Annotated in this window: 21 protein-coding genes; 17 read left to right on the top strand and 4 right to left on the bottom strand. The window is 63.7% G+C overall.

All coding sequences use genetic code 11. The annotated features are described in order from the left end of the window. Positions 1 to 39: 39 nt before the first annotated feature. The 4 genes from AC1RRE_RS14980 to AC1RRE_RS14965 all read left to right on the top strand — a co-directional run bounded on the left by AC1RRE_RS14980 (position 40) and on the right by AC1RRE_RS14965 (position 6,307). Positions 40 to 927: a glycine--tRNA ligase subunit alpha gene (locus AC1RRE_RS14980; RefSeq protein ID WP_492981991.1), complete on the top strand. Its 888-nt coding sequence runs from the start codon at positions 40 to 42 to the stop codon at positions 925 to 927. Next, the gene (gene glyS / locus AC1RRE_RS14975) at positions 928 to 3,003 is read left to right on the top strand and encodes a glycine--tRNA ligase subunit beta (RefSeq protein ID WP_492981990.1); all 2,076 of its coding nucleotides are present in this window, start codon (positions 928 to 930) and stop codon (positions 3,001 to 3,003) included. Between the two features lie 7 nt (positions 3,004 to 3,010). Next, positions 3,011 to 5,857 carry a pyruvate, phosphate dikinase gene (ppdK, locus tag AC1RRE_RS14970; RefSeq protein WP_492981989.1) on the top strand — a complete coding sequence of 949 codons (2,847 nt, stop codon included), beginning with the start codon at positions 3,011 to 3,013 and terminating at the stop codon, positions 5,855 to 5,857. 105 nt (positions 5,858 to 5,962) lie between these two features. Beyond that, positions 5,963 to 6,307 (top strand): hypothetical protein, encoded by a 345-nt coding sequence (locus tag AC1RRE_RS14965; RefSeq protein ID WP_492981988.1) that lies wholly within the window; start codon positions 5,963 to 5,965, stop codon positions 6,305 to 6,307. A 9-nt stretch (positions 6,308 to 6,316) separates the two neighbouring features. Here the strand turns inward: AC1RRE_RS14965 and apbC are convergent, their stop codons facing one another. Beyond that, complete coding sequence (gene apbC / locus AC1RRE_RS14960) at positions 6,317 to 7,504, bottom strand: iron-sulfur cluster carrier protein ApbC (protein ID WP_492981987.1); 1,188 nt, start codon at positions 7,502 to 7,504, stop codon at positions 6,317 to 6,319. Positions 7,505 to 7,741: 237 nt separating this feature from the next. Here apbC and hflK point away from each other — a divergent pair, with 237 nt between their 5' ends. Genes hflK through AC1RRE_RS14945 form a run of 3 tightly spaced genes read left to right on the top strand, consistent with a single transcriptional unit; the run spans position 7,742 to position 11,359 of the window. After that, positions 7,742 to 8,902 carry an FtsH protease activity modulator HflK gene (gene hflK, locus AC1RRE_RS14955; RefSeq protein WP_492981986.1) on the top strand — a complete coding sequence of 387 codons (1,161 nt, stop codon included), beginning with the start codon at positions 7,742 to 7,744 and terminating at the stop codon, positions 8,900 to 8,902. Positions 8,903 to 8,914: 12 nt separating this feature from the next. Next, positions 8,915 to 9,805, top strand: coding sequence for a protease modulator HflC (hflC, locus tag AC1RRE_RS14950; protein WP_492981985.1), 891 nt, complete (start codon positions 8,915 to 8,917; stop codon positions 9,803 to 9,805). Positions 9,806 to 9,850: 45 nt separating this feature from the next. Continuing rightward, positions 9,851 to 11,359, top strand: a complete 1,509-nt coding sequence (locus AC1RRE_RS14945; protein ID WP_492981984.1) for a DegQ family serine endoprotease — start codon at positions 9,851 to 9,853, stop codon at positions 11,357 to 11,359. Positions 11,360 to 11,427: 68 nt separating this feature from the next. Here AC1RRE_RS14945 and AC1RRE_RS14940 read toward each other — a convergent pair whose 3' ends face one another. Then, entirely contained in the window at positions 11,428 to 12,051 is a 624-nt protein-coding gene (locus AC1RRE_RS14940) for an ATP-dependent Clp protease proteolytic subunit (protein WP_492981983.1), read from the bottom strand. Between the two features lie 192 nt (positions 12,052 to 12,243). Between AC1RRE_RS14940 and AC1RRE_RS14935 the strand changes: the two genes are divergently transcribed. Both AC1RRE_RS14935 and AC1RRE_RS14930 read left to right on the top strand, forming a co-directional pair. Next, a complete protein-coding gene (locus AC1RRE_RS14935) occupies positions 12,244 to 13,026 on the top strand; it encodes a 3-hydroxybutyrate dehydrogenase (protein ID WP_492981982.1) in 783 nt (260 codons plus the stop codon). 3 nt (positions 13,027 to 13,029) lie between these two features. Further along, entirely contained in the window at positions 13,030 to 13,509 is a 480-nt protein-coding gene (locus AC1RRE_RS14930; RefSeq protein WP_492981981.1) for a DUF4431 domain-containing protein, read from the top strand. A gap of 45 nt (positions 13,510 to 13,554) precedes the next feature. On the opposite strand, the gene serB is transcribed toward AC1RRE_RS14930, so the two are convergent. Further along, positions 13,555 to 14,460 carry a phosphoserine phosphatase SerB gene (serB, locus tag AC1RRE_RS14925; RefSeq protein ID WP_492981980.1) on the bottom strand — a complete coding sequence of 302 codons (906 nt, stop codon included), beginning with the start codon at positions 14,458 to 14,460 and terminating at the stop codon, positions 13,555 to 13,557. A gap of 49 nt (positions 14,461 to 14,509) precedes the next feature. Between serB and miaA the strand changes: the two genes are divergently transcribed. The 5 genes from miaA (at position 14,510) to AC1RRE_RS14900 (ending at position 20,293) form a co-directional block, all read left to right on the top strand. Further along, on the top strand, positions 14,510 to 15,487 hold the full coding sequence (gene miaA / locus AC1RRE_RS14920) for a tRNA (adenosine(37)-N6)-dimethylallyltransferase MiaA (RefSeq protein WP_492981979.1): 978 nt from the start codon (positions 14,510 to 14,512) through the stop codon (positions 15,485 to 15,487). 84 nt (positions 15,488 to 15,571) lie between these two features. Further along, positions 15,572 to 17,359 (top strand): acetolactate synthase 3 large subunit, encoded by a 1,788-nt coding sequence (locus tag AC1RRE_RS14915; RefSeq protein ID WP_492981978.1) that lies wholly within the window; start codon positions 15,572 to 15,574, stop codon positions 17,357 to 17,359. A 26-nt stretch (positions 17,360 to 17,385) separates the two neighbouring features. Further along, positions 17,386 to 17,901, top strand: coding sequence for an acetolactate synthase small subunit (gene ilvN, locus AC1RRE_RS14910; RefSeq protein WP_492981977.1), 516 nt, complete (start codon positions 17,386 to 17,388; stop codon positions 17,899 to 17,901). Positions 17,902 to 17,942: 41 nt separating this feature from the next. Beyond that, entirely contained in the window at positions 17,943 to 18,965 is a 1,023-nt protein-coding gene (ilvC, locus tag AC1RRE_RS14905; protein ID WP_492981976.1) for a ketol-acid reductoisomerase, read from the top strand. A 146-nt stretch (positions 18,966 to 19,111) separates the two neighbouring features. Continuing rightward, complete coding sequence (locus tag AC1RRE_RS14900; RefSeq protein WP_492981975.1) at positions 19,112 to 20,293, top strand: serine hydrolase domain-containing protein; 1,182 nt, start codon at positions 19,112 to 19,114, stop codon at positions 20,291 to 20,293. 3 nt (positions 20,294 to 20,296) lie between these two features. On the opposite strand, the gene AC1RRE_RS14895 is transcribed toward AC1RRE_RS14900, so the two are convergent. Next, positions 20,297 to 20,839 (bottom strand): methylated-DNA--[protein]-cysteine S-methyltransferase, encoded by a 543-nt coding sequence (locus tag AC1RRE_RS14895; protein ID WP_492981974.1) that lies wholly within the window; start codon positions 20,837 to 20,839, stop codon positions 20,297 to 20,299. 352 nt (positions 20,840 to 21,191) lie between these two features. On the opposite strand from AC1RRE_RS14895, the gene AC1RRE_RS14890 reads away from it, so the two are divergent. From AC1RRE_RS14890 to mreC, 3 genes are all read left to right on the top strand, one after another. Next, positions 21,192 to 22,754: a 2-isopropylmalate synthase gene (locus tag AC1RRE_RS14890; RefSeq protein WP_492981973.1), complete on the top strand. Its 1,563-nt coding sequence runs from the start codon at positions 21,192 to 21,194 to the stop codon at positions 22,752 to 22,754. Between the two features lie 95 nt (positions 22,755 to 22,849). Next, positions 22,850 to 23,893, top strand: a complete 1,044-nt coding sequence (locus AC1RRE_RS14885; protein WP_144066920.1) for a rod shape-determining protein — start codon at positions 22,850 to 22,852, stop codon at positions 23,891 to 23,893. Positions 23,894 to 23,934: 41 nt separating this feature from the next. Beyond that, positions 23,935 to 24,828: a rod shape-determining protein MreC gene (gene mreC, locus AC1RRE_RS14880; protein ID WP_492981972.1), complete on the top strand. Its 894-nt coding sequence runs from the start codon at positions 23,935 to 23,937 to the stop codon at positions 24,826 to 24,828. Positions 24,829 to 24,834 lie beyond the last annotated feature (6 nt).

Here is a 24,834-nt window from a genome sequence, read left to right as displayed (position 1 = left end):
CCTAAACGCACGTCAGGCGAGAGCGCAAAGGACTTAACGATGGCGCCCACCAACGCCGCGGCTTCGTCGTTCCAGGACCTGATCCTTACGTTGCAGACCTATTGGGCACGTCAGGGCTGCGTCCTGCTGCAGCCTTACGACATGGAAGTGGGTGCCGGCACCTTCCACCCCGCCACCACGCTGCGCGCCCTTGGCCCCGAGCCCTGGAATGCCGCCTATGTGCAGCCGTCGCGCCGTCCCAAGGATGGCCGCTATGGCGAGAATCCGAACCGCCTGCAGCATTACTACCAGTTCCAGGTGATCCTGAAGCCGAGCCCGCCGAATGTGCTGGAGCTCTATCTCGGCTCGCTCGCCGCGCTGGGCATCGATTCCAAGCGTCATGACATCCGCTTCGTCGAAGACGACTGGGAAAGCCCGACGCTTGGCGCCTGGGGCCTGGGCTGGGAAGTCTGGTGCGACGGCATGGAGGTGACGCAGTTCACCTATTTCCAGCAGGTCGGCGGCTATGACTGCTCCCCGGTCTCGGCCGAGATCACCTATGGTCTGGAACGCCTGGCCATGTATGTGCAGGGCAAGGACAACGTCTACGATCTCGATTTCAACGGCAAGGGCGTGAAATACGGCGAGGTCTTCCATCAGGCCGAACGCGAATTCTCGGCCTACAATTTCGAGCATGCCGACACCGAGCAGCTGTTCCGCCGTTTTGTCGATGTCGAAAAGGAATGCATGGCGCTGATCGAGAAGGGCTTGGCGCTGCCGGCCTATGACCAGTGTATGAAGGCCAGCCATACCTTTAACCTGCTGGATGCGCGCGGCGTCATCAGCGTCACCGAGCGCGCCGCCTATATCGGCCGCGTGCGCGCGCTGGCCAAGGCCTGCTGCACTCAGTGGCTGCGTTCGCGCGGCCATCTGCAGGAGGGTCAGTAAATGCTCGGCGAACTCCTGCTGGAAATCCATTCCGAGGAAATCCCCGCGCGCATGCAGCAGCGTGCCGCCGAGGATTTGCTGCGTCTGGTCACCGAGAACCTGAAGAAGGCCGGCCTGACCTTCGAGGCAACTGAATCCTATGTCACGCCGCGTCGACTGGCGCTGGTGGTGAAGGGTCTGCCGCGCATGCAAGCCGACGTGCGCGAAGAAAAGAAGGGTCCGCGGGTGGGTTCGCCCGAGGCTGCCGTGCAGGGCTTCCTGCGCGGCGCAGGTCTGACCTCGCTTGACCAGTGCGAGAAGCGCGACACCGGCAAGGGCGAGTTCTGGTTCGCCATCGTTGAGAAACCGGGCGAGGCTACCAAGGACGCGCTGAAGCGCATCCTGCCGGACTCTCTCGCGGCGCTGCCCTGGCCGAAGTCGATGCGCTGGAGCGATCACGACCTGCGCTGGGTGCGCCCGCTGCATTCGATCATCGCGCTGTTCGAAGGCGAGACTGTGCCGTTTGTCTTCGGGCATCTGACGGCTGGCGACAGCACCTGCGGCCATCGCTTCCAGGCACCGGAACGCTTTGCCGTGCGCGACGCCACCGATTATCTGCGACGCCTGCGCGCCGCTTATGTGGAACCGGATTTCGCCACGCGCCGCGCCGCCGTGCTGAAGGATGCCGCCTTTGCCGCTTCGGCCGAAGGGTTGACGCTGGTTGACGATCCGGGTCTCGCCGATGAAGTCACCGGCCTGGTCGAGCAGCCGGTCGTGCTGCTGGGCCGCATCCCGCAGCAGTTCATGGATGTGCCGCGCGAGGTGCTGACGACCACGATGCGCTCGCATCAGAAGTATTTCGCGCTCAACACCAAGGACGGCGCGCTGGCGCCGCGCTTCGTCATCGTCGCCAACACGCTGACAGATGACGGCGGCAAGCAGGTGGTTGCCGGCAACGAGCGTGTGCTGAACGCGCGCCTGTCGGATGCCAAGTTCTTCTGGGACCAGGATCGCAAGACCACGCTGGAAAGCCGCCTGTCGGCGCTCAAGGATATTGTCTTTCATGCCAAGCTCGGCACCGTGGCGCAGAAGGTCGAGCGCGTGGAGCGTCTGGCTTACGAGATCGCCGGCGGCATCGCCGGCGCCGATGCAAAGCAGGCGCGTCGCGCTGCGCATCTGGCCAAGGCCGATCTGGTCTCGGGTCTGGTGGGCGAATTCCCCGAGTTGCAGGGCATCATGGGGCGTTATTACGCGCTGAATGACGGCGAGCCTGCGGCGGTGGCCGACGCTATCGCGCAGCATTATTCGCCGCAGGGTCCGAACGACCGTTGCCCCACCGATCCGGTGCCGATGGCGGTGGCGCTGGCCGACAAGATCGACGTGCTGGCCGGCTTCTTCGCCATCGACGAAAAGCCGACCGGCTCGAAGGATCCCTTTGCCTTGCGTCGTGCGGCGTTGGGCGTGATCCGCATCATTCTGGAAAATCGCCTGGCCCTTCCACTGAAAGCGCTGTTCCGCTCGGCGCTGTCGCTGCAGATCGTGCAGGCAGGCGGCGAGCGCAATGTGACGGAAGAACTGATGCAGTTCTTCGTCGATCGCCTGAAGGTTTACCTGCGCGAGCAGGGCGTGCGTCATGATCTGGTCGCCGCGGTCTTCGCCAAGAGCGGGGATGATGACCTGGTGCGCGTGCTGACCAAGGTGGACGCGCTGCGCGGCTTCCTGTCGCAGGAAGACGGCGGCAACCTGCTGGTTGCCTATCGCCGCGCGAATAACATTGTGCGCGCCGAGATGAAAAAGACGCCGGATCTGAAGCTCGGCGAGGTCGACGGTGCGCTGATCGCGCTGGACGAGGAGCGGGCGCTGGTCGCCGCCCTGGGCGAACTGGGCCGCGAGGTCTCCGGAAAGACACAGGATGAAGCGGATTTCCGCCATTATCTTGCCACACTTGCGCGGCTTCGTGCGCCGGTCGACGTTTTCTTTGAAAAAGTCACCGTCAATGCCGATGACACCGCCGTGCGTCGCAATCGTTTGAGTTTGCTCTCCGCCGTAGCCGGAAGCATGGATCGTATCGCCGACTTCTCCCAGATCGAAGGGTAACAGACCGATGGCCAAGCCCAAGCCGAAGAAGAAGACTGTCACCAAGGCCAGGAAGGCTGCCAAACCTGCCGCCCGTTCGAAGGTGAAGGCGAAGACCAAAAAGGTCGCGCCGAAAAAGGTCGTGAAGAAAACGGTGAAGAAGAAGGCGGCTGTGAAGAAGCTGACCGCGCCGCAGAAGGGCAAGCTGGTCTACTCGTTCGGCGACGGCAAGGCCGAGGGCCGCGCGGAGATGAAGAACCTGCTGGGCGGCAAGGGTGCCAACCTGGCCGAGATGTCGAATATCGGTCTGCCGGTTCCCCCGGGCCTGACCATCACCACCGAGGTCTGCACGGCCTATTACAAGATCGGCAAGCAGTATCCCAAGGAACTGAAGGGCCAGGTCGATGCCGCGCTGGCCAAGGTGGAAAAACTGGCTGGCGCCAAGTTCGGCGACGCGAAGAAGCCGCTGCTGGTCTCGGTCCGCTCGGGCGCCCGCGCCTCGATGCCGGGCATGATGGATACCGTGCTGAATCTCGGCCTGAACGACCAGACCGTCGAAGGTCTGGCCAAGCTGTCGGGCAACGAGCGTTTCGCCTGGGACAGCTATCGCCGCTTCATCCAGATGTATTCCAACGTCGTGCTCGATGTCGGCCATGAGCATTTCGAGGAACTGCTCGAACTGCACAAGGAAGAGCATGGTCTCACGCTCGATACCGAGCTGAAGGCCGAGGACTGGAAGCAGCTCGTCACCGTCTACAAGCAGAAGGTACAGCAGGAACTGGGCAAGCCCTTCCCGCAGGATGTGCGCGATCAGCTCTGGGGCGCCATCGGCGCCGTCTTCTCCAGCTGGATGAACCAGCGCGCCATCACCTATCGCAGCCTGAACAACATCCCGGCCTCCTGGGGTACGGCGGTGAATGTGCAGGCGATGGTGTTTGGCAACATGGGCGACACCTCCTGCACCGGCGTCGCCTTCACCCGCGACCCGTCGACGGGCGAAAAGATCTATTACGGCGAATACCTGATCAATGCGCAGGGCGAGGACGTCGTTGCCGGCATCCGCACCCCGCAGCAGCTGACCAAGGAATCGCGCCTGAAGGTCGGCAATGAGATGCCCTCTATGCAGGAGACCATGCCGGCCACCTTCAAGCAGCTGATCGACGTGTTCGTGAAGCTGGAAAAGCACTACCGCGACATGCAGGACATCGAGTTCACGGTCCAGCAGGGCAAGCTGTGGATGCTGCAGACCCGTTCGGGCAAGCGCACCGCCAAGGCCGCGATCAAGATCGCCGTCGACATGGTGAAGGAAAAGCTGATCAGTCAGGCCGAAGCCATCGAGCGCGTCGAGCCGTCGTCGCTGGACCAGCTGCTGCATCCCACGCCCGATCCGAAGGCCGAGCGCAAGGTGATCGCCAAGGGCCTGGCTGCTTCGCCGGGTGCCGCCTCGGGCAAGGCGGTGTTCCTGGCCGATGAAGCCGAGCAATGGGCCGCCAAGGGCGAAGCCGTCATTCTCTGCCGCGTCGAGACTTCGCCGGAAGACATCCATGGCATGCATGCAGCCAAGGGCATCCTGACCGCACGCGGCGGCACCACCAGCCATGCTGCCGTCGTGGCGCGCGGCATGGGTCGTCCCTGTGTCTCGGGCGCCGGCGGTATACGCATCGATTACAATGCCGGCCGCATGACGGCGGGTGATGTCGTCATCAACAAGGGCGATGTCATCACCATCGATGGTTCGACCGGTGAAGTGATTCTCGGCGTGATGCCGATGATCGAGCCGCAGTTGTCAGGCGATTTTGGCCTGCTGATGGGCTGGGCCGACAAGCTGCGCAAGCTCAAGGTCCGCACCAATGCCGAGACCCCCGCGGATGCGGAAACGGCGGTGCGTTTCGGCTGCGAAGGCATCGGCCTGTGCCGTACCGAGCATATGTTCTTCGATGCCGACCGCATCACCGCGGTGCGCGAGATGATTCTCTCGCCGGCTGTCGAGGGCCGCAAGAAGGCGCTGGCCAAGATTCTGCCGATGCAGCGCGACGACTTCGTGCAGCTGTTCAAGATCATGGCCGGCCGTCCGGTCACCATCCGCCTGCTCGACCCGCCGCTGCATGAGTTCCTGCCCAAGAGCGACGCTGATTTCGACGCTGTCGCCCGCGGCACCGGCTTGAGCGTGGAAGCGCTGAAGGAACGCAAAAAGGCGCTGGAAGAAACCAACCCTATGCTGGGCCATCGCGGCTGCCGTCTCGGCATCAGCTATCCGGAAATCTATGAGATGCAGGCGCGCGCCATCTTCGAGGCGGCCGTGCAGGTGTCCAAGGCCGGCGGCAAGCCGGTCGAGCCGGAAGTGATGATCCCGCTGGTCGCCACCAAGGCCGAGATGGACTTCCTGAAGACCCGCGTCGACGCTGTCGCCGTGGCTGTCTTCAAGGAGCAGGGCAAGAAGGTGAAGTATCTGGTCGGCACCATGATCGAGCTGCCGCGCGCGGCCCTGCGTGCGGCCGACATCGCCGAAACGGCGGAGTTCTTCTCCTTCGGCACCAACGATCTGACCCAGACCACGCTCGGCATCAGCCGCGATGACTCGGCGCTGTTCATGGACGATTACCTGAAGGCCGGCATCTTCGAGCGCGATCCCTTCGTCACCATCGACCAGAATGGCGTGGGCGAGCTGGTGCAGATTGCGGCCGAACGCGGCCGCAGCACCCGCAAGGACATCAAGCTGGGCATCTGCGGCGAGCATGGCGGCGATCCGTCATCGGTGCGCTTCTGCCACAACGCCGGCCTGGATTACGTGTCCTGCTCGCCCTATCGCGTGCCGATTGCACGTTTGGCGGCAGCGCAGGCCGCGATCTCCGAAGAAAAGGCGAGTGAGGCCTAACCAAATCGTAACGTGCCCGGCAAGTAACCTGCCGGTTGCATGTCCTGATCGTACAAGAACGGCGTCGGCGGAACCGACGCCGTTTTCTTATCTCAAGAGGATGTTATGGCTGGCGAGCCGATCAATTTTCTGGATGGCAGTACCCTGAACCGCAGTCACTTCGCCGCCACCCTGCAGTTGGAAGCGGAGCGCGCGCTCTGGGCCCTCGAAGGGGCTGCATCCGATCCGACGGCCATGGCGCGCATCCGCGGCATCATGCAGCAGCTTCACGGCCTCGGCATCGCCTGCGGCCATATGCGCGTGGCCACCATCTGCCAGAGTATCTGCCTGCTCATCGAAAATGCGGCAGCCGACCTGGCGCAGGCTGTTCTGACCGAACTGAAGGCGCTGCGTCGCATCGTCGTCGCTGCCCTGCAGGACAATGCCGGCGAGGCGCTCTGCGCCAGTTAAAAGCTTTGCTTACTGGATCGTGATGCGCGGCATGCGGCTGGCGGCCGCGTCGCGATCGATCTTTTCAGCCACCTTCACCGCAATCGCACGATAGGCTTTCGCCTCCTCGCTGTCCGGCATGGAGGCGACGATCGGCGTGCCGCCATCGCTGGTCTCGCGGATTTCGATCTTCAGCGGCAGTTCGCCCAGGAAATCGCAGCCCAGTTCCTCGGCCGTCCTGCGCGCGCCGCCATGGGCGAAGATGTCACTGCGATGGCCGCAGTTGGGGCAGCAGAAGTAGCTCATATTCTCGATGATGCCCAGGACGGGCACGTCGACGCGACGGAACATGTTCAGGCCCTTGCGCGCATCCAGCAGCGCGATGTCCTGCGGGGTCGAGACGATCACCGCGCCGGCCAGCGGCACGCGCTGCGCCATGGTCAGCTGGGCATCGCCGGTGCCCGGCGGCATGTCGACCACCAGCACATCCAGTTCGCCCCATTCCACATCGCGCAGCATCTGCTCCAGCGCGCTCATCACCATGGGCCCCCGCCAGATCATCGGCGTGTCTTCCGGTACCAGGAAGCCCATCGACATACAGGGAATGCCCCAGCCCTGAAGGGGGTGCAGGCGTTTGCCGTCGGGCGAGTTCGGCTTGCCCGTGATGCCCATCATGCGTGGCAGCGAGGGGCCATAGATATCGGCATCCAGCAGGCCGACCTTCTTGCCGCCCTGCGCCAGGGCCAGCGCCAGATTGACGGCGGTGGTGGATTTGCCCACGCCGCCCTTGCCCGAGGCGACGGCAATGATCGATTTGATGCCCGGGATGGCCGGGCGGGCGGTCACTTCCGGTTTACCACCGGCAGGCGCCTTGGACGGCCCGTGGCTATGGCCGGCATGGTCATGCCCGGCATGGCTGTGGGCGCCATGGTTGTGAGGGGCCGGTTGTGCTGCATCGCTCTTGCCCCGGGTTTCGGCGGTCAGGACCACCGTGGCGGAGGTCACGCCGGGCAGGGCGGCGACCGCCAGTTCGGCCGCTTTGCGCAGCGGTTCCTTGCGCGGGCCCTCCTGGGCGGGCACTTCCAGCACGAAACCGACATTCCCGCCCTTGATGACCAGGCCGGTCACCATGCCGAGATCGACCACATTCTTGCCATGATCGGTGTCTACCACATCGCGCAGTGCGCCCATGATCTGCGCTTCTGTCACCCCGGTCATGCTTGAAATCCCTGTAAACGTTCCAATATTCTCGATCAGCGGCTGGCAGTGCCAAGCTTGCGCCAAGCGATTGATATATCGCGGGGGCGGGAGCAGGGCAATTCACCGGTCAAACAGGCAGGCAAAAGGCGGGCTGGGCACTCTGACCCCGGCAGGCGGTCTGATACACTCACGGGCGCATAAGCCCGGTAACAAGCCCCAAATCGCAAGACGGTTTCGGCAAAGAAGGACAGTGGGATGCCCTGGAGCAATCAAGGTGGCGGCGGCGGTTGGCAAGGCGGAGGCGGCGGTGGTCGCGGGCCTTGGGGTCAGGGTCCCCGTGGTAATGGTCCCAATGGCGGCGGCGGTGGCGGCTTCGGCGGCCCCAATCCCCCCAGTCTTGAAGATATCCTCCGCAAGGGCCAGGACCGCTTCCGCGGCATGCTGCCCGGCGGCGATGTTTCGGGTCGTGGCATCCTGCTGCTGATCCTGGTGGCCGTGGCCATCTGGCTCGGCACCGGCTTCTACCGCGTTGATACCGATGAACAGGGCGTGGTGCTGCGCTTCGGCAAGGTGCATGCCGTCACTGAACCGGGCCTGCGTTATCGTCTGCCCTGGCCGGTCGACAGCGTGCTGACGCCGAAGGTCACCTCGGTGAACCGTGAAGAGATCGGTTTCCGCAGCCTGGGCGACTCTCCCACCCGCGGCGCGCAGCAGCGCGACGTGCCGGAGGAAAGCCTGATGCTGACCGGCGACGAGAATATCGTCGACATCGATTTTACCGTGCTGTGGCAGGTGAAGGATGCCGGCCAGTATCTGTTCAACGTGGTCGATCCCTCGCGCACCATCAAGCAGGTGGCTGAAAGCGCCATCCGCGAAGTGGTTGGCAAGAACAACATCCAGTTCATCCTCACCGAAGGCCGCACCAAGATCGCCGACGACACCCGTCGCGTGATGCAGGCGGTGCTCGACGGCTACGGTGCCGGCGTGGTGGTCACTCAGGTGGCCCTGCAGCGGACCGAGCCGCCATCGTCGGTGCTGGACGCCTTCCGCGACGTGCAGTCGGCCCAGGCCGACCGCGAGCGTACGCAGAATGAGGCGGAAGCCTATCGTAACGACATCGTGCCGCGTGCGCGTGGCGAGGTGCAGCGTCTGCTGCAGCAGGCCGAAGCCTACAAGCAGGAAACCATCGCCAACGCCCAGGGCGATGCCAGCCGCTTCACCCAGGTCTACAACGAATACCGTCTGGCCAAGGACGTCACCACCAAGCGGATGTATCTGGAAACCATGGAACAGATCATGCGCGGCACCAACAAGGTGATCGTCGATGGCCACGGCGCCGGCAGCGGCGTTGTGCCGTACCTGCCGTTGCCCGAGCTGCAGAAGAAGGCGGCGCCCGCGGCGCAGCCGCAGCGCTGAGGAGATATCCAGATGAACCGCTCTCTCCTCACCATTATCGTCATCGTCGTTGTCGCAGCGGGCTTCCTGTTGCGCGGCGCTCTCTTCACCGTGCATCAGGCCCAGCAGGCGCTGGTGGTGCAGTTCGGCGATCCGCGCCGGGTCATCACCGAGCCGGGCCTGAATGTCAAAATCCCGCTGATCCAGGATGTCGTCTATTTCGACAAGCGCATTCTCGGTCTCGACGCGCAACCCGAGGAAATCCTCACCAGCGACCAGCGTCGTCTAGTGGTGGACAGCTTCGTGCGCTACAAGATCGTCAATCCGCTGCTGTTCTATCAGACCGTCCGCAACGAACTTGGCCTCCGCGGCCGTCTGGCGCCATCGGTGGCCAACGCCTTCCGCGGTGCCTTCGGTCGTCTGGACGCCGCCAGCGTGATCTCGGGCGACCGCCCGCAGGCCATGCAGCAAGTGACCAACACGCTGCAGGAAGACAGCCGCCGTCTGGGCATCGAGCTGGTCGACGTGCGCATCAAGCGCGCCGACTTCCCCGACACCATCAGTCAGGCGATCTTCCGCCGCATGCAGACCGAGCGTCAGCGTGAAGCCAACGAACAGCGCGCCACCGGCTTCGAGCTGGCCGAGCGTATCCGTTCGGAAGCCGAGCGCCAGCGCACCGTGCTGATCGCCGATGCGCGTCGCAAGTCGGAAATCCTGCGTGGTGAGGGCGATGCCGAACGCACCAAGATTTTCGCCGAGGCCGCCAACAAGGACCCGGAGTTCTATAACTTCTACCGGTCGCTGCAGGCCTACACGAAGGTGCTGACGCCGGCCGATACCACCATGGTGCTGTCGCCGGATTCGGAGTTCTTCCGGTATTTCGAAAATCCGACCGGTGCGCCGCGCCGGACGCCCCAGCGTTAAGTGTTGCTTGATCGCGGCGGCTGTTCCGTCCGCGTGGAGGTTGCCATGAATGCCATTCTGCAGACGTCCATGCTGCGTCCGGTCCTGAGTCGGGTGCTGGCCGCCGGTCTGGCGGTGAGCTTCGTCATCGGGTCGGCCTCAGCCTGGGCCCGCGCGCCCGAGGGTGATTTTGCCGATCTGGCCGAGAAGCTGCTGCCGGCCGTGGTCAATATCTCGACCACGCAGACGGTGCAGAATCGCGGCGGCATGCCGGAAGGTCTGCCGCAGTTCCCGCCGGGCTCGCCGTTCGAGGATTTCTTCAAGGAGTTCTTCGAGCGCCAGCAGCGCGGCGAGGGCAATCGGCCGCCGCGCCAGGTTTCGTCGCTGGGCTCGGGTTTCATCGTCGATGCCCGCGGCTATGTGGTCACCAACAACCACGTGATCGCCGATGCCGATCAGGTGCGCGTCATCCTGCATGACAACACCGAACTGGAAGCCAAGATCGTCGGCCGCGATCCCGAAGTGGATATCGCGGTGCTGAAGGTCGAGCCCAAGGGCCGCACGCTGACCGCGGTGAACTGGGGTGACTCGGAAAAGATCCGCGTCGGCCAGTGGACGCTGGCGATCGGCAATCCCTTCGGCTTGGGCGGCACGGTCACCGCCGGCATCATCTCGGCGCGCGGCCGCGACATCAATGCCGGCCGTTATGATGACTTCATCCAGACCGATGCCTCGATCAACAAGGGCAATTCCGGCGGCCCGCTGTTCGACAAGGATGGCAACGTCATCGGCATCAACACCGCGATCTTCTCGCAGTCGGGCGGCTCGATCGGCATCGGCTTTGCCGTGCCGGCGAATCTGGCCCGTCCGGTGGCGCAGCAGCTGATCGAATTCGGCCGCACCAAGCGCGGCTGGCTCGGCGTGCAGATCCAGTCGGTTACCGACGAGATGGTCGAGGCGCTCGGCCTGCAGCAGGCGCGTGGTGCGCTGGTCGCCAAGGTGGTGCCCGGCGGTCCGGCCCAGAAGGCCGGCATTGACTCAGGCGACGTGATCGTCGGTTTCGACGGCAAGACCATCGCTAGCACCAATGCACTGACCCGCAGCGTCGCCGAGACCCCGGTGGGTAAGGCGGTGAATGTCGAGATCATCCGCAAGGGCAAGAAGCAGACGGTGAAGGCCACCCTGGGCGAGCTGGAGGCCGCGCTGGCCTCGGCCAAGCAGGAAAGCACCCAGAAGCAGGACAGTGCGCGCGGCAAGCCTGGTCGCAACGAGACTGATCTGGCTGACCTGGGCGTGCGCGTCTCGGCGCTCAGCAAGGAGCTGCGCCAGAAGCACGACATCAAGGATGACGTGAAGGGCGTGGTGATCACCGATGTGGAGCCCGACGGTCCGGCCGCCAAGCGCGACGTCCGGGTTGGCGATGTGATCATCGAGATGGCGCAGTCGGAAATCCGCAATACCGACGATGCGGTCGAGATGCTGAAAGCGCTGAAGGATGCCAAGCGCAAGGTCGCGCTGCTGCAGATCCAGCGTGCCGGCGAGCCCCGCTTCGTACCCGTGCCCTTGAAGTCGTAAGGCTTCCGCGAGTTAATAAAAAAGGCCGGCTTCTCAGCCGGCCTTTTTCGTTTCTTGTCCGTAAGGACTTATTCGATCTCGCGGGCGTTCTGCACGACCTTGCCCACGAGGCCGTATTCCACGGCCTGCTCGGCGCTCATCCAGTAATCGCGGTCGGTGTCTTTTTCCACGCGCTCCAGCGTCTGGCCGGTCTCGCGGGCGAAGATTTCATTCAGCCGCTTGCGCATGCGGATGATTTCCTTCGCCTGGATGGCGACATCCGAGGCCGTGCCGCCGGCGCCGCCGGACGGCTGGTGCAGCAGGAAGCGGGTGTTCGGCAGGCTGAAGCGGTTTTCCTTCTTGGCCGCCGCATAGATCAGCGCGCCGGCCGAGGCGACCCAGCCGGTGCCGACCACGCGCACATCGGGCTTCACGAACTTGATCATGTCATAGATCGTGTCGCCGGACTCGACATGGCCGCCCTGGCTGTTGATGTAGATGGTGATCGGATCATCGTTCGCCGACTGCAGAGCCAGCAGGCGGGCCGACACTTCCTTGGCCAGTTTCTGGTCGATGCCGCCGAAGATCAGGATGGTGCGCGCCTTGAACAGGCGCTCCTCGATGGCCGGGGTCTTGTCGCGGACCTTTTCCTTGTCGGTCTCGCCGTTCTTTTCCGGCTCGTCATCATCCATGCGGGTAATACGGTTCAGCATGCGCGCAATGCTCCTGCAAAAAGCCTCGATTCAGGTATCCCATGAGGGCGGCGGGGCTGCAAGGCTCAGGCCCCCGGGACGGCCCCGTAGTCCTGTGAAACCGGGCTGCGGCTAGGCAAAAGCCCGGCTTTTCCGCTAGGCTTTCCCCATCCAGACAACTGGCCAGACAGGCTTCTTAAGAAAGGTCCCCCCATGCTGAAAGGCAAGTCCGCCGTCGTCACCGGCTCCACCAGCGGTATTGGCCTGGGGATCGCCCGCGCGCTGGCCGCCCAGGGCACCAACATCATGTTGAACGGCTTTGGCGACGCGGCCGAGATCGAAAAGATCCGTGCCGGCCTGGCCTCCGAATTCGGCGTCAAGGTGGTCTATGACGGCGCCGACATGAGCAAGGGCGAGGCGATCGCCGCCTTCATCAGGAAGGCCGAAGCCGAATTCGGCGGCATCGATATTCTGGTCAACAATGCCGGCATCCAGTTCGTCTCGCCGGTGGATGAATTCCCCGATGCGAAATGGGACGCGATCCAGAGCATCAACCTGTCGTCCAGCTATCACGCCATCAAGACGGCCCTGCCCGGCATGAAGAAGAAGGGTTGGGGCCGCATCGTCAACATCGCCTCGGCACATGGCCTGGTGGCCTCGCCTTTCAAGTCGGCCTATGTGGCGGCCAAGCATGGCCAGGTCGGCCTGACTAAGTCGGTCGCGCTGGAAGTGGCCGAGGCCGGCATCACCGTGAATGCGATCTGCCCGGGCTATGTGCGCACGCCGCTGGTCGAAGGCCAGATCGACGACCAGGCCAAGGCGCATAACATGCCCCGCGACAAGGTGATCCGCGAGGTGATCCTCGCCGTGCAGCCGACCAAGCGTTTCGTCGAGATCGAGGAAGTGGCGGCGCTCGCCGTCTTCCTGTGCAGCGACGGCGCCAAGTCGATCACCGGCACGTCGATTGCCATCGACGGCGGCTGGACCGCGCGATAAACAGTGCGCCTGCCCCGTCTCTTTCATTTGTTATGGCCGGGTTTGTCCCGGCCATCCACGTTTCGCAGCCTGAAATTTGTTGGCGGACTCGTGGTGCTTCTTGGGCCAGTGCCGGCTGCGGCTGAGTGTTTATTATTGAGCGCCCCTGTCACCTTGACGGGCCGCGTGATTGAGCTGACTTTCCCCGGACCGCCAAATTACGAAACCATCCATAACGGCGATCGGCAGGAAACCTACTGGTTTCTGCGGCTTGATGAGACTCTTTGCGTCAAGGCGAAGGTCGACCGGGAGGATGATCTGGGCCAGGATTTCCAGCGAATAAAGATTGTCCAGTTGCTAACCATGCCCGGAGTCTTCGAGGACTATCGAAAGCTGGTGGGATCACGAGCTAGTATCGCCGGATCGCTTTTTGAGGCTGAGACTGGTCATCACAGGACCATTGTTCTGCTGGAGCAGCCAAAGCTGCAGCAGATGCTTCAGTAAGGCGTGGATGGCAGGGTCAAGCCCGGCCATGACAATAATTGTCGTTCAGCCCCGCCCGAAAATCTCATCGGCGCGATAGCCCTGCAGGTACAGCAGCGCGGTCAGATCACCGTGGCGGATGTTGATCTTGGCAGCGGCCTGCACGGCCGGCTTGGCGTGGAAGGCCACGCCCATCCCTGATGCGCCCAGCATGGCGAGATCGTTGGCGCCATCGCCGACCGTGATGCAGTCGGCTTCGGAAATGCCGCGCGCCTTGGCCACGCGCTGCAGCGCTTCCAGCTTGGCTTCCTTGCCCAGGATCGGCTCACGCACGCTGCCGGCGATCTGCTCGTTCTCGATGACCAGGTGATTGGCCTGCTGCTCGTCGAAGCCGAGCTGCTCGGCGATCGGCTGCGTGTAGTAATCAAAACCGCCGGACACCAGCGCGGTATGGACACCATGCTGCTTCAGGGTGTTGAGCAGTACCTGCGCGCCGGGCATCAGCTTGATGCGGAGGGCGGCATCGTTCAGCAGGCTGGCCGGCTGGCCCTTCAGCAGCTGTACGCGCTCGCGCAGCGCGGCAAAGAAATCCAGTTCGCCATTCATGGCGTGGCGCGTGATGTCGGCCACCTGCTCGCCGATATCGGCCAGGAAAGCGATCTCGTCCAGCATCTCGTTGCGGATGATGGTCGACTCCATGTCGGCCACCAGCGCCTTCTTGCGACGGTTGGTCTCCGCCTTCAGCACGATCACATCCACCGGCGCGTTGCGCAGTGCCACGCGGGCGACCTTTTCGGCCTCGGCGGCCTCGACGCCGTCGAAGGGAATGTCGCAGGCGATGCCCTGATCCAGCCAGTCGACCGGGCCGACCTTGCCGCGGGCCAGCGCCAGCGCGTCGCGCACGGCATTCACGGTGCGCGCCGTCAGGACGGCGTTATGGGGAGCGGCGATCAGGGTGAGAATGTTTTGCATCCGCCTGTTCTAGGGCTGTAGAAGGGGCGGCGCAACTCGGAAGCCATCTGTGACAAGTCTTAACACCGCACCGATACTCGTCCTTGCCGGCCCCACAGCCAGCGGCAAGTCCGCTTTGGGCATCGCGCTGGCGCAGCGTTTCAACGGCACCATCATCAATGCCGACAGCATGCAGGTCTATCGCGACCTGCGTGTGCTGACCGCGCGCCCCACCGACGAAGAGATGGCGCAGGCGCCGCATCGGCTCTATGGCGTGCTGGATGGCGCCGAGCATGGCACGGCGGCACGCTGGGTCGAGCTGGCCCGTGCCGCCATCGCCGAGACGATTGCAGAAGGCCGCCTGCCCATCCTGCTGGGCGGCACCGGCATGTATCTGCGCAGCCTGTTCGAGGGTCTGGTCGATATCCCGCCGATCCCGGAGGATATCCGCGCCGAAGTCCGGATGCGGCTGGAGACAGATGGCCCGGCTGCGCTGCATGCGGCCCTGATGGCCGCCGATCCGGACACGGCGGCAAAGCTGAAGCCGGCCGATGGCCAGCGGCTGGTGCGGGCCTGGGAGGTGCTGCAGGCCACGGGGCAGGGCCTGGCCACCTGGCAGGCCGCCGCGCCGACGCCGCCTTTGCCCAATCCGGTTGGCCGCCTGCTGCTGCGGCCGCCGCGCGAAGCGCTGTATGCTCGGATCGACCGGCGTTTCACCGGTATGCTCGAAAGCGGAGCGATGGAGGAAGCAAAGGCCGTTCTGGCCCGGACCGACATCCCCACCGATGCGCCGATGCGCAAGGCCCATGGACTTCCTGAATTGCTCCAATATCTTAAGGGCGAGATCGGGCTGGATGAGGCGGTCCGGATCGGCCAGCTCAACACCCGGCATTATGCCAAGCGCCAGACCACCTGGTTCCGGCACCAGTTCGAACCGGGGCTGGTGGTCGAAAATGATCTCAGCCAGCAAGAAAATTTCAACCCAGAGGCAGAAATCTTTCCATTCATTGTGAGATGGCTATTGACCGTGGGCGGAGCGGGCGTCTAGGTTGGCGCCGATTTTGACGGCCGGGGCGGCGTGTTCCGGCCGATTTTCGTCTAAAAGGGCTGCTGGCCCAAAGGATTGAGTGTCATGTCTACCGCAGCGCAGGCTGTGCCGGCCCAAATGTCCGGCGCCGAAATGCTGATCAAGGCCCTGCAGGATCAGGGTGTTGAGGTCGTCTTCGGCTATCCGGGCGGCGCGGTACTCCCGATTTATGACGCGCTGTTCAAGCAGAATGCCATCCGCCACATCTTGGTCCGTCACGAGCAGGGTGCGGTTCACGCTGCGGAAGGCTATGCCCGTTCGACCGGCAAGCCCGGCGTGGTGCTGGTCACCTCCGGCCCCGGCGCCACCAATGCCGTCACTGGCCTGACCGATGCGCTGCTCGATTCGATTCCCGTCATCTGCCTGACCGGCCAGGTCGCCACGCATCTCGTCGGCACCGACGCCTTCCAGGAATGCGACACCACCGGCATCACGCGGCCCTGCACCAAGCACAACTATCTCGTCAAAAACGTGGATGATCTCTCCCGCGTGGTGCACGAGGCCTTTTATGTTGCCACCAATGGCCGTCCGGGTCCGGTGGTGATCGACCTGCCCAAGGATGTGCAGGTCGCGCAGGGCAGCTACACGGCCAAGGACAACATTCGCCACAAGACCTACCGTCCGCAGATCGAGGGCGAGGCCGCCAAGATTAAGGAAGCCATCGCGCTGATGGCCGCGTCGGAGCGTCCGGTCTTTTACACCGGCGGCGGCATCATCAATGCCGGTCCGCGTGCGTCCGAACTGCTGCATGAACTGGTCAAGCTGACCGGCTTCCCCATCACCAACACGCTGATGGGCCTGGGCGGCTATCCCGCCACCGACAAGCAGTTCCTCGGCATGCTGGGCATGCATGGCACCTGGGAAGCCAATCACGCGATGCATGACTGCGATGTCATGATCAACATCGGTGCGCGCTTCGACGACCGCATCACCGGCCGCCTGAATGCCTTCTCACCGGGCTCGAAGAAGATTCATGTCGATATCGATCCGTCCTCGCACAACAAGACCGTGCGCTGCGACCTCAATATCGTCGGCGATGCCTGCAAGGTGCTGGAACAGCTGATCGCCGCCTGGAAACAGGGCGGCCACAAGCCGAACCAGAAGGCGCTGGACAAGTGGTGGGCGCAGATCGACCAGTGGCGCGCCCGCGAAAGCCTGAAGTACAAGAAGGATTCCAAGATCATCAAGCCGCAGCTGGCCATCGAACGCCTCTACGAGCTGACCAAGGATCAGGACACCTTCATCACCACCGAAGTCGGCCAGCACCAGATGTGGGCGGCCCAGCATTACAAGTTCAACAAGCCGAACCGCTGGATGACCTCGGGCGGCCTGGGCACCATGGGCTACGGCCTGCCTGCCGCCATCGGCGTGCAGCTCGGCCATCCGGGCAAGCTGGTGGTGGATATCGCCGGCGAGGCCTCGATCCTGATGAACATCCAGGAGCTCGGCACCGCGGCGCAGTTCCGCCTGCCGGTGAAGGTGTTTATCCTGAACAACGAATATATGGGTATGGTGCGCCAGTGGCAGCAGTTGCTCCATGGCGGCCGCTACTCGCAGAGCTATTCGGAATCGCTGCCCGATTTCGTCAAGCTGGCCGAGGCCTTCCACTGCACCGGCCTGCGCGTCACCGACCCGGCCGATCTCGATGGCGTCATCAAGGAGATGATCAAGATCGATGGTCCCGTCGTGGTGGATGTCGCGGTCGACAAGACCGAGAACTGCTTCCCCATGGTGCCGTCGGGCGCTGCCCATAACGAGATGATTCTCGCCGACGACAAGCCGAAAGACCCGACCAACGCCTCCGTCAGCGAAGAAGGCATGGCCCTCGTCTGAGGCCATCGAACATAGAAGCATATCCCATGTCCGTGCCGCAGCAGCCGATCCAGTCCCATATCCTGTCCGTCCTCGTCGATAACGAGCCCGGCATCCTCGCCCGCGTGGTCGGGCTGTTTTCCGGCCGTGGCTACAATATCGAAAGCCTCACGGTGGCCGAGGTCAGCGATGCCGCGCATCTGTCGCGCATCACGGTGGTCACCTCTGGCCCCGCCAATGTGATCGAGCAGATCAAGGCGCAGCTGGGCCGGCTGGTGCCGGTGCACAATGTTCACGACCTGACCGTCGAAGGCCCGCATATCGCGCGCGAACTGGCACTGATCAAGGTGGCCGGCACGGGCGACAAGCGCGTCGAGAGCCTGCGCATTGCCGATATCTTCCGTGCCCGCGCCGTCGACAGCACGATTGAGTCCTTCGTCTTCGAACTGACCGGCGCGCCGGAAAAGATCACGGCCTTCGTCGAACTGATGAAGCCGCTGGGCCTTGTGGATGTGTCGCGCACCGGCGTGGTGGCGATCAGCCGCGGCCCCAAGCCCCTTTAATTGAACCGGATAACGACGCTTTTTCCTGAGGAGAGACTGAGATGCGCGTTTACTACGACCGCGATGCGGACCTGAACCTGATCAAGGGCAAGAAGGTTGTCATCGTTGGCTACGGCAGCCAGGGCCATGCCCATGCCATGAACCTGAAGGACAGCGGCGTGAAGAACGTCGCCGTCGCGCTCCGCAAGGGCTCGGCCGGCGTGAAGAAGGCTGAAGAGGCCGGCTTCAAGGTGATGACCCCGACCGAGGCCGCCAAGTGGGCCGACGTGGTCATGGTGCTGACCCCCGATGAGGGCCAGTCCGACCTGTGGACCAACGATCTGCGCGACAACATGAAGGAAGGTGCCGCCCTTGCCTTCGCGCATGGCCTGAACATCCATTTCAACCTGATCGAGCCCCGCAAGGATCTCGACGTCTTCATGATCGCGCCGAAGGGCCCGGGCCACACCGTGCGCTCGGAATACCTGAAGGGCGGCGGCGTGCCGTCGCTGGTTGCCGTGCACCAGAATGCTTCGGGCAACGCGCTGGAAATCGCGCTCTCCTATGCCTCGGCCAATGGCGGCGGCAAGGCCGGCATCATCGAGACCACCTTCCAGGAAGAATGCGAAACCGATCTGTTCGGCGAGCAGGTTGTGCTCTGCGGCGGTCTGGTCGAGCTGATCAAGGCCGGCTACGAGACCCTGGTCGAAGCCGGCTACGCGCCGGAAATGGCCTACTTCGAGTGCCTGCATGAAGTGAAGCTGATCGTGGACCTGATCTACGAAGGCGGCATCGCCAACATGAACTACTCGATCTCGAACACGGCCGAGTATGGCGAATACGTCACCGGTCCGCGCATCGTGACGGCCGAGACCAAGGCCGAGATGAAGCGCGTGCTGGAAGACATCCAGTCCGGCCGCTTCACCCGCAACTGGATGCTGGAAAACAAGGTCAACCAGACCTCGTTCAAGGCGACCCGCGCGGCACTGGCCAAGCATCCGATCGAGGAAGTGGGCGCCAAGCTGCGCGCCATGATGCCCTGGATCGCCAAGAACAAGCTGGTCGACAAGGGCCGCTCGAACTAAACGATCCTGTATCGTTGCGAAAAAGCCCCCGTCACCGGGGGCTTTTTTATGTGCTCCGGCGCGCGCTTACCCAGGAAGATTATGGTGCCGTCTGCATGTCCCCCATACGGTTGCACAGGCAATCGGGGCAGCCTGGGGAGGAAGTCATGCGGCAATCATTACTGTGCGGGCTGGTTCTGGTGTTCGGTCTGGCGTCGTCGGTCGCGTTCGCCAATACAGCGGGCGGGCAGTGCCAGGAACCGGTCGGCCGGGACTTCCCATCCGCGCCTCAGAATGTCGGCGCTTTGGCCGATCCGCTTGTGGCGCTCAACGACGCCATCGATGCCAAGAAGTACGACGTGCTCAGCCTGCTGATCCTGCGGGACTGCAAGCTGGTATTCGAGCGTTACAAGACCGGCATCGGACGCGAGCATAATCACAACATCTATTCCGTCACCAAGTCGATCTCGTCCACATTGGTTGGTGCCCTGCTGCACAGCGGCAAGCTCAAGTCGATCGACGAACCGGTCGGCACCCATCTCACCAAGCCGCCCGCCCTTGCCGAGGATGCCTGGGCGAGGGGCAGCCGCCTTACGCTGCGCAATGTCATGCAGATGGCTTCGGGTCTCGACTACACGCATGCGCCCAGCGCCGGCACCCATCCGATCTATCCGCTTGAGGTCGATCGCCTGAACGTTGCCCTGTCGCCGCGCACCATCGCCAAGCCTGGCACGAAGTACAATTACTCCGATGGCGATGCGACGGTCACCGGGGCGGTGATCGCGGCGGTTTCCGGCAAGGATTTGTTGAGCACGGGGAGAGAGCTGCTGTTCGAACCGCTGCAGATGAAGAATTACGACTGGTGGTTCAGGGATGCGGCGGGCCGCTATCCGGGCGGCTGGGGCGGACGCCTGCGGCCCATGGACATGGCCAAGCTCGGTCAGTTGTATCTGCAGGACTGCATCTGGAACGGCCGTCCGATCTGCGATCCCGCTTATATCCGCATGGCCTGGCAGCCCGGGGCGGGACCGTATTATGGCCTGCATTGGTGGATCGGCCGCTCGGCGACAAAAGTCGATTATTTCTACGCCAATGGCTTCAAGGGGCAGCGTGTGTTCGTGCTGCCCTCGCGCGGGATCATCGGCGTTATGACTGCGACGCTGCCGGGTGCCGAGGAGCGCGCGGTCGAGGCGCTGGTGGTTGCGGCATTGGCCGACAGCGCCCTCACGGCAAGCCCCGCGCCGGATAGTCTGGCCCGGCTGTCCGCAGTTCAGAAGACCAGCTTCAATGGCGAAAACCGTGGTCTCCTGTGGCCACAGGATACACCGCGCCCGCCGCCGCAGCGTTGACGATCAGGCTGCGGCGATGGCCGCGCCTTCATGCATCAGCAGCCAGCGCTTGCGCTCCAGCCCGCTGCCATACTTGACCAGCGAGCCATTCGCGCCGATCAGGCGATGGCAGGGCACGACGAGGCTGATCGGATTGGCGCCGTTGGCTGCGCCGACCGCACGCATGGCGGTCGGCGAGCCGAGCTTCGCCGCCAGTGCGCCATAGGTCATGGTCTTGCCGGCCGGGATTCTGCGCAGCGCGGCCCAGACCTTGCGCTGGAATGGCGTGCCGGCCGTGGCGCAGGCGATGCCGTCGATCTGTTTCAGGTCGCCGGCGAAATAGCGATCCAGCGCCCGGCGCAGGTCTTTCGGTGCCTTGCCGGCCGTCAGCCCGGCCGCTGCGCCATAATGCAGCCGCATCAGGCGTTGCAGGCGGTCCTCGTGATCCATCCAGTCGAGCGCACGCAACAGGCCACCCTCGTCGGTCACCAGCAGGGCTGGCCCGATCGGCGTGGCCAGCCGGTCCAGCCGCAAGGCTGAGGGTGAGGAGGTGGGAGGATTCGGCATCCCGGCAGTATCGACGGGCCGGGGCGGTTTGTCCGGGGCCGGCGGGGCCATTTTCCGGGTCGGCCGGACATCCCTGGCGGGTTTACCGGCCCCGACACAATTTCACCGTGTTTTCAGGCTATTAACCCGCTTGGCGGGCATTTCCGGCAAATTCACCCCTTTTTAAGCCTGGTATCGGAGAGTAGCCGTGCAAGTCCATGAAGGCCTTTGACTTTTCGGCCTTTGCTCGGACCCCGCCGGAGCGTGTAGACTATGGTTAAAGCACGGAAACCACGGCAAGATTCCCGCTACGCCGCCTTTTTCGGGTTGGGCTGGCGGGTGGATGCCGTGCATTGGCGAGAAGGGGTCTGACATGACGACAGCGGCGAGCACTGGCGCGCGCGAGCGCGTCATCATCTTCGACACGACCTTGCGCGACGGCGAGCAGTCGCCCGGCGCCTCCATGAATCTGGAAGAGAAGCTGAAGATCGCATCCGTGTTGGAAGGCATGGGTGTCGATGTCATCGAGGCCGGCTTCCCGATTGCATCGAACGGCGACTTCGAAGCCGTCAATGAAATTGCCAAGCGCGTCGTCAACTCCACCGTCTGCGGCCTCTCCCGCGCCGGCAAGAAGGACATCGACCGCGCCTGGGAAGCACTGCGCCCGGCCAAGCGCGCGCGCATCCATACCTTCATCTCCACCTCGCCGCTGCATATGAAGTTCAAGCTGCAGATGGAACCCGAGGCGGTGCATCAGGCGGTGATCGATAGTGTCAGCCATGCGCGCAATCTCTGCGACGATGTGGAGTGGAGCTGCGAGGATGGCACGCGGTCGGATCGCGAATTCCTCTGCCGCGTGATCGAGAGTGCGATCAAGGCTGGCGCCACCACGATCAACGTGCCCGACACCGTCGGCTACACGGTGCCGGAGGAATATACGGCGCTGATGCGCTATCTGATCGAAAACATCCCGAATAGCGATAAAGCCAGGTTTTCCGCGCATTGCCACAACGATCTGGGCCTTGCGGTCGCCAACTCGCTGGCCGCCGTCATGGGTGGCGCGCGCCAGGTGGAGTGCACCATCAATGGCCTGGGCGAGCGTGCCGGCAATGCCGCGCTGGAAGAAATCGTCATGGCGCTGCGCACGCGTCCCGATGCCATGCAATTTGAAACGGGAATAAAGACGACCGACATCATGAAGGCCTCGCGGCTCGTGTCGGCGGTGACCGGTTTCGTGGTGCAGCCCAACAAGGCCATCGTCGGCGCCAATGCCTTCGCGCATGAAAGCGGCATCCACCAGGATGGCATGCTGAAGCATGCCGGCACCTACGAAATCATGACGCCGGAATCGGTCGGCCTGAACCGCTCGACCCTGGTGATGGGCAAGCATTCCGGCCGCCATGCCTTCCGCAAGAAGCTCGAGGAACTCGGCTTCCAGCTTGCCGACAACCAGCTCAACGACGTCTTCGGCCGCTTCAAGGATCTGGCCGATCGCAAGAAGGAGGTCTTCGACGAAGACCTCGTCGCCCTTGTGGATGATACCGTGGCCCATGACAGCCACCGGATTCGTTTCGTTTCGCTGCAGGTTGTCGCCGGCTCGAAGGAGCCGCAGCGCGCCGAGCTGGAGCTGGAGATCGATGGCGCCGTCAAGGCGATCACGGCCACCGGTAACGGGCCGGTCGATTCGATCTTCAACGCCATCAAGGGTCTGTTCCCGCATCAGGTGAATCTGCAGCTCTATCAGGTGCATGCCGTGACCCAGGGCACCGATGCCCAGGCCGAGGTGACCGTGCGGCTGGAAGAGGGCGGTAAAACAGTGAATGGGCAGGCTTCTGACGCCGATACGCTGGTGGCCAGTTGCCGGGCTTACATCCATGCCTTGAACAAGCTGGTGGTGAAACGGGAAAAGACGGCTCCGGCCGCCATGAGTGCCTGATTTTGCTGGGGTAAAAATAGGGGGGCTGGGGGTTGCGCTATTCCGGTCCCAAGGGCGATAACGGCGCGATATTTCGCTGGTGAGGGTTTTTCTCAATGTTCTCGCGTTTGATGGGTTTCATGTCGGCCGATATGGCCATTGATCTGGGCACGGCCAACACGCTGGTCTACGTCAAGGGTCGAGGCATCGTGCTGAATGAACCGTCCGTGGTGGCGATCGCCAACAACCGCGGCAAGAAGCAGGTTCTCGCCGTCGGCGACGAAGCCAAGCAGATGCTGGGCCGTACGCCGGGCAACATCGAAGCCATCCGCCCGCTCCGCGACGGCGTGATCGCCGATTTCGAAGTGGCGGAGGAAATGATCAAGCATTTCATCCGCAAGGTTCACAACCGCCGCAGTTTCGCCTCGCCGCAGGTCATCATCTGCGTGCCGTCGGGCTCCACCGCGGTCGAGCGTCGCGCCATCATGGACTCAGCCGAGTCCGCCGGCTCGCGCCGCGTCTTCCTGATTGAAGAGCCGATGGCTGCCGCGATCGGTGCCGGCCTGCCGGTGACCGAGCCGACCGGCTCGATGGTCGTTGACATCGGCGGCGGTACCACCGAGGTGGCGGTGCTCTCGCTCGGCGGCATCGTCTATTCGCGCAGCGTGCGCGTCGGTGGCGACAAGATGGACGAGGCGATCATCGCCTACATCCGTCGCAATCATAACCTGCTGGTGGGCGAGGCCTCGGCCGAGCGCATCAAGAAGCAGATCGGCTCGGCTGCACCGCCGGAAGACGGCAACGGCCTGTCGATGGAGATCAAGGGTCGCGATCTGATGAACGGCGTGCCGAAGGAGCTGGTGATCAACCAGCGCCAGATCGCCGAAAGCCTGGCCGAACCGGTCGGCGCCATCGTCGAAGCCGTGAAGGTCGCGCTGGAACACACCGCGCCGGAACTGGCCGCCGATATCGTCGACAAGGGCATCGTGCTCACCGGCGGCGGCGCGCTGCTGGGCAATCTGGACCTGGTGCTGCGTCATGCGACCGGCCTGCCGGTGTCGATTGCCGATGAGCCGCTGTCCTGCGTGGCCCTGGGTACCGGCCGCGCGCTGGAAGAGATGAAGACGCTGAAGCACGTTCTCTACAACCCGCCCTATTAAGGGGCGCGGTGGCCTGACGACGCAGGGGTCGAGGAAGGCATATGGCAAGACGGTCTGGACGCAGTGCTTGGGTCGCAGCGCCATTGCGCGCGCTGCTGCAGCGCTTTGCGTTCCTGCTGCTGCTGGCTGCTGCCGTCGCCCTGATTCTTCTGGGGCGTGTCGACCGTCCGGCGATCGAACGTGTGCGTGCTGCCGGCGCCGATATCATCGAACCGGTGCTGACCGCCGTGTCGCAGCCGGTCAGCGTGATCAATGCCATGATCGGCTGGGTCGATGACATCCTGTTCGTCCATGACGAGAACTTCCGCCTGCGTACCGAGAATGCCCGTCTGCTGCAGTGGCAGGAAGTGGCGCGTCGTCTCGAGCAGGACAATGCCGCGCTGCGCCAGATGCTCTCCGCCGGGCCTGATCTGAGCCAGACCTATGTCAGCGGCCGCGTGATCGCCGATGGTGGCAGTTCGTTCGTCCGCACCGTGCTGCTCAATGTCGGCACCAAGGACGGCATCAAGAAGGGCCAGGCCGTGATCGGCCAGGGCGGTTATGCCGGCCGCGTCGCCGAGGTTGGCGTCCGTGCCGCCCGCATCCTGTTGGTCACCGACCTGAACTCGCGCCTGCCGGTCATGCTGCAGGAAGGCGGCCATCGCGCCGTGCTGACCGGCGACAACTCGGCTTTCCCGCGCCTGGAATACCTCACCGGCGCGGCCAAGCCCGCCACCGGCATGCATGTCGTCACCTCGGGCGATGGCGGCCAGTTCCCGGCCGGCATCCCGGTTGGCGAGATCGTTTCCACTGATGGCGTCATCCGCGTTCGTCCGGTTGTCGATCTGGGACGCCTGGATTTCCTGCGCGTCATGCAGTTCGACGAGACCCGCATCGATGCGGAGAACCCGGCCGCGCCGTCGGCCTTTGCGCCGACTGCTCCGCCCCGGCGATAGGAGCGC

It is taken from the genome of Ferrovibrio sp. GW821-FHT12D07, assembly GCF_058807275.1.
Note: the sequence above shows the minus strand (reverse complement) of the source record. Positions and strands in the feature narration are given on the sequence as shown.

Excerpts from the sequence above, each read along its gene's own strand:
- AC1RRE_RS14965 (WP_492981988.1), top strand. The coding sequence starts at position 5,963 with ATGGCTGGCGAGCCGATCAATTTTCTGGATGGCAGTACCCTGAACCGC.
- AC1RRE_RS14915 (WP_492981978.1), top strand. The coding sequence starts at position 15,572 with ATGTCTACCGCAGCGCAGGCTGTGCCGGCCCAAATGTCCGGCGCCGAA.
- glyS (WP_492981990.1), top strand. The coding sequence starts at position 928 with ATGCTCGGCGAACTCCTGCTGGAAATCCATTCCGAGGAAATCCCCGCG.
- ilvN (WP_492981977.1), top strand. The coding sequence starts at position 17,386 with ATGTCCGTGCCGCAGCAGCCGATCCAGTCCCATATCCTGTCCGTCCTC.
- AC1RRE_RS14935 (WP_492981982.1), top strand. The coding sequence starts at position 12,244 with ATGCTGAAAGGCAAGTCCGCCGTCGTCACCGGCTCCACCAGCGGTATT.
- mreC (WP_492981972.1), top strand. The coding sequence starts at position 23,935 with ATGGCAAGACGGTCTGGACGCAGTGCTTGGGTCGCAGCGCCATTGCGC.
- AC1RRE_RS14940 (WP_492981983.1), bottom strand. The coding sequence starts at position 12,051 with ATGCTGAACCGTATTACCCGCATGGATGATGACGAGCCGGAAAAGAAC.
- ppdK (WP_492981989.1), top strand. The coding sequence starts at position 3,011 with ATGGCCAAGCCCAAGCCGAAGAAGAAGACTGTCACCAAGGCCAGGAAG.
- apbC (WP_492981987.1), bottom strand. The coding sequence starts at position 7,504 with ATGACCGGGGTGACAGAAGCGCAGATCATGGGCGCACTGCGCGATGTG.
- AC1RRE_RS14980 (WP_492981991.1), top strand. The coding sequence starts at position 40 with ATGGCGCCCACCAACGCCGCGGCTTCGTCGTTCCAGGACCTGATCCTT.
- AC1RRE_RS14945 (WP_492981984.1), top strand. The coding sequence starts at position 9,851 with ATGAATGCCATTCTGCAGACGTCCATGCTGCGTCCGGTCCTGAGTCGG.
- AC1RRE_RS14890 (WP_492981973.1), top strand. The coding sequence starts at position 21,192 with ATGACGACAGCGGCGAGCACTGGCGCGCGCGAGCGCGTCATCATCTTC.
- AC1RRE_RS14900 (WP_492981975.1), top strand. The coding sequence starts at position 19,112 with ATGCGGCAATCATTACTGTGCGGGCTGGTTCTGGTGTTCGGTCTGGCG.
- AC1RRE_RS14895 (WP_492981974.1), bottom strand. The coding sequence starts at position 20,839 with ATGCCGAATCCTCCCACCTCCTCACCCTCAGCCTTGCGGCTGGACCGG.
- serB (WP_492981980.1), bottom strand. The coding sequence starts at position 14,460 with ATGCAAAACATTCTCACCCTGATCGCCGCTCCCCATAACGCCGTCCTG.
- AC1RRE_RS14885 (WP_144066920.1), top strand. The coding sequence starts at position 22,850 with ATGTTCTCGCGTTTGATGGGTTTCATGTCGGCCGATATGGCCATTGAT.
- hflK (WP_492981986.1), top strand. The coding sequence starts at position 7,742 with ATGCCCTGGAGCAATCAAGGTGGCGGCGGCGGTTGGCAAGGCGGAGGC.
- hflC (WP_492981985.1), top strand. The coding sequence starts at position 8,915 with ATGAACCGCTCTCTCCTCACCATTATCGTCATCGTCGTTGTCGCAGCG.
- ilvC (WP_492981976.1), top strand. The coding sequence starts at position 17,943 with ATGCGCGTTTACTACGACCGCGATGCGGACCTGAACCTGATCAAGGGC.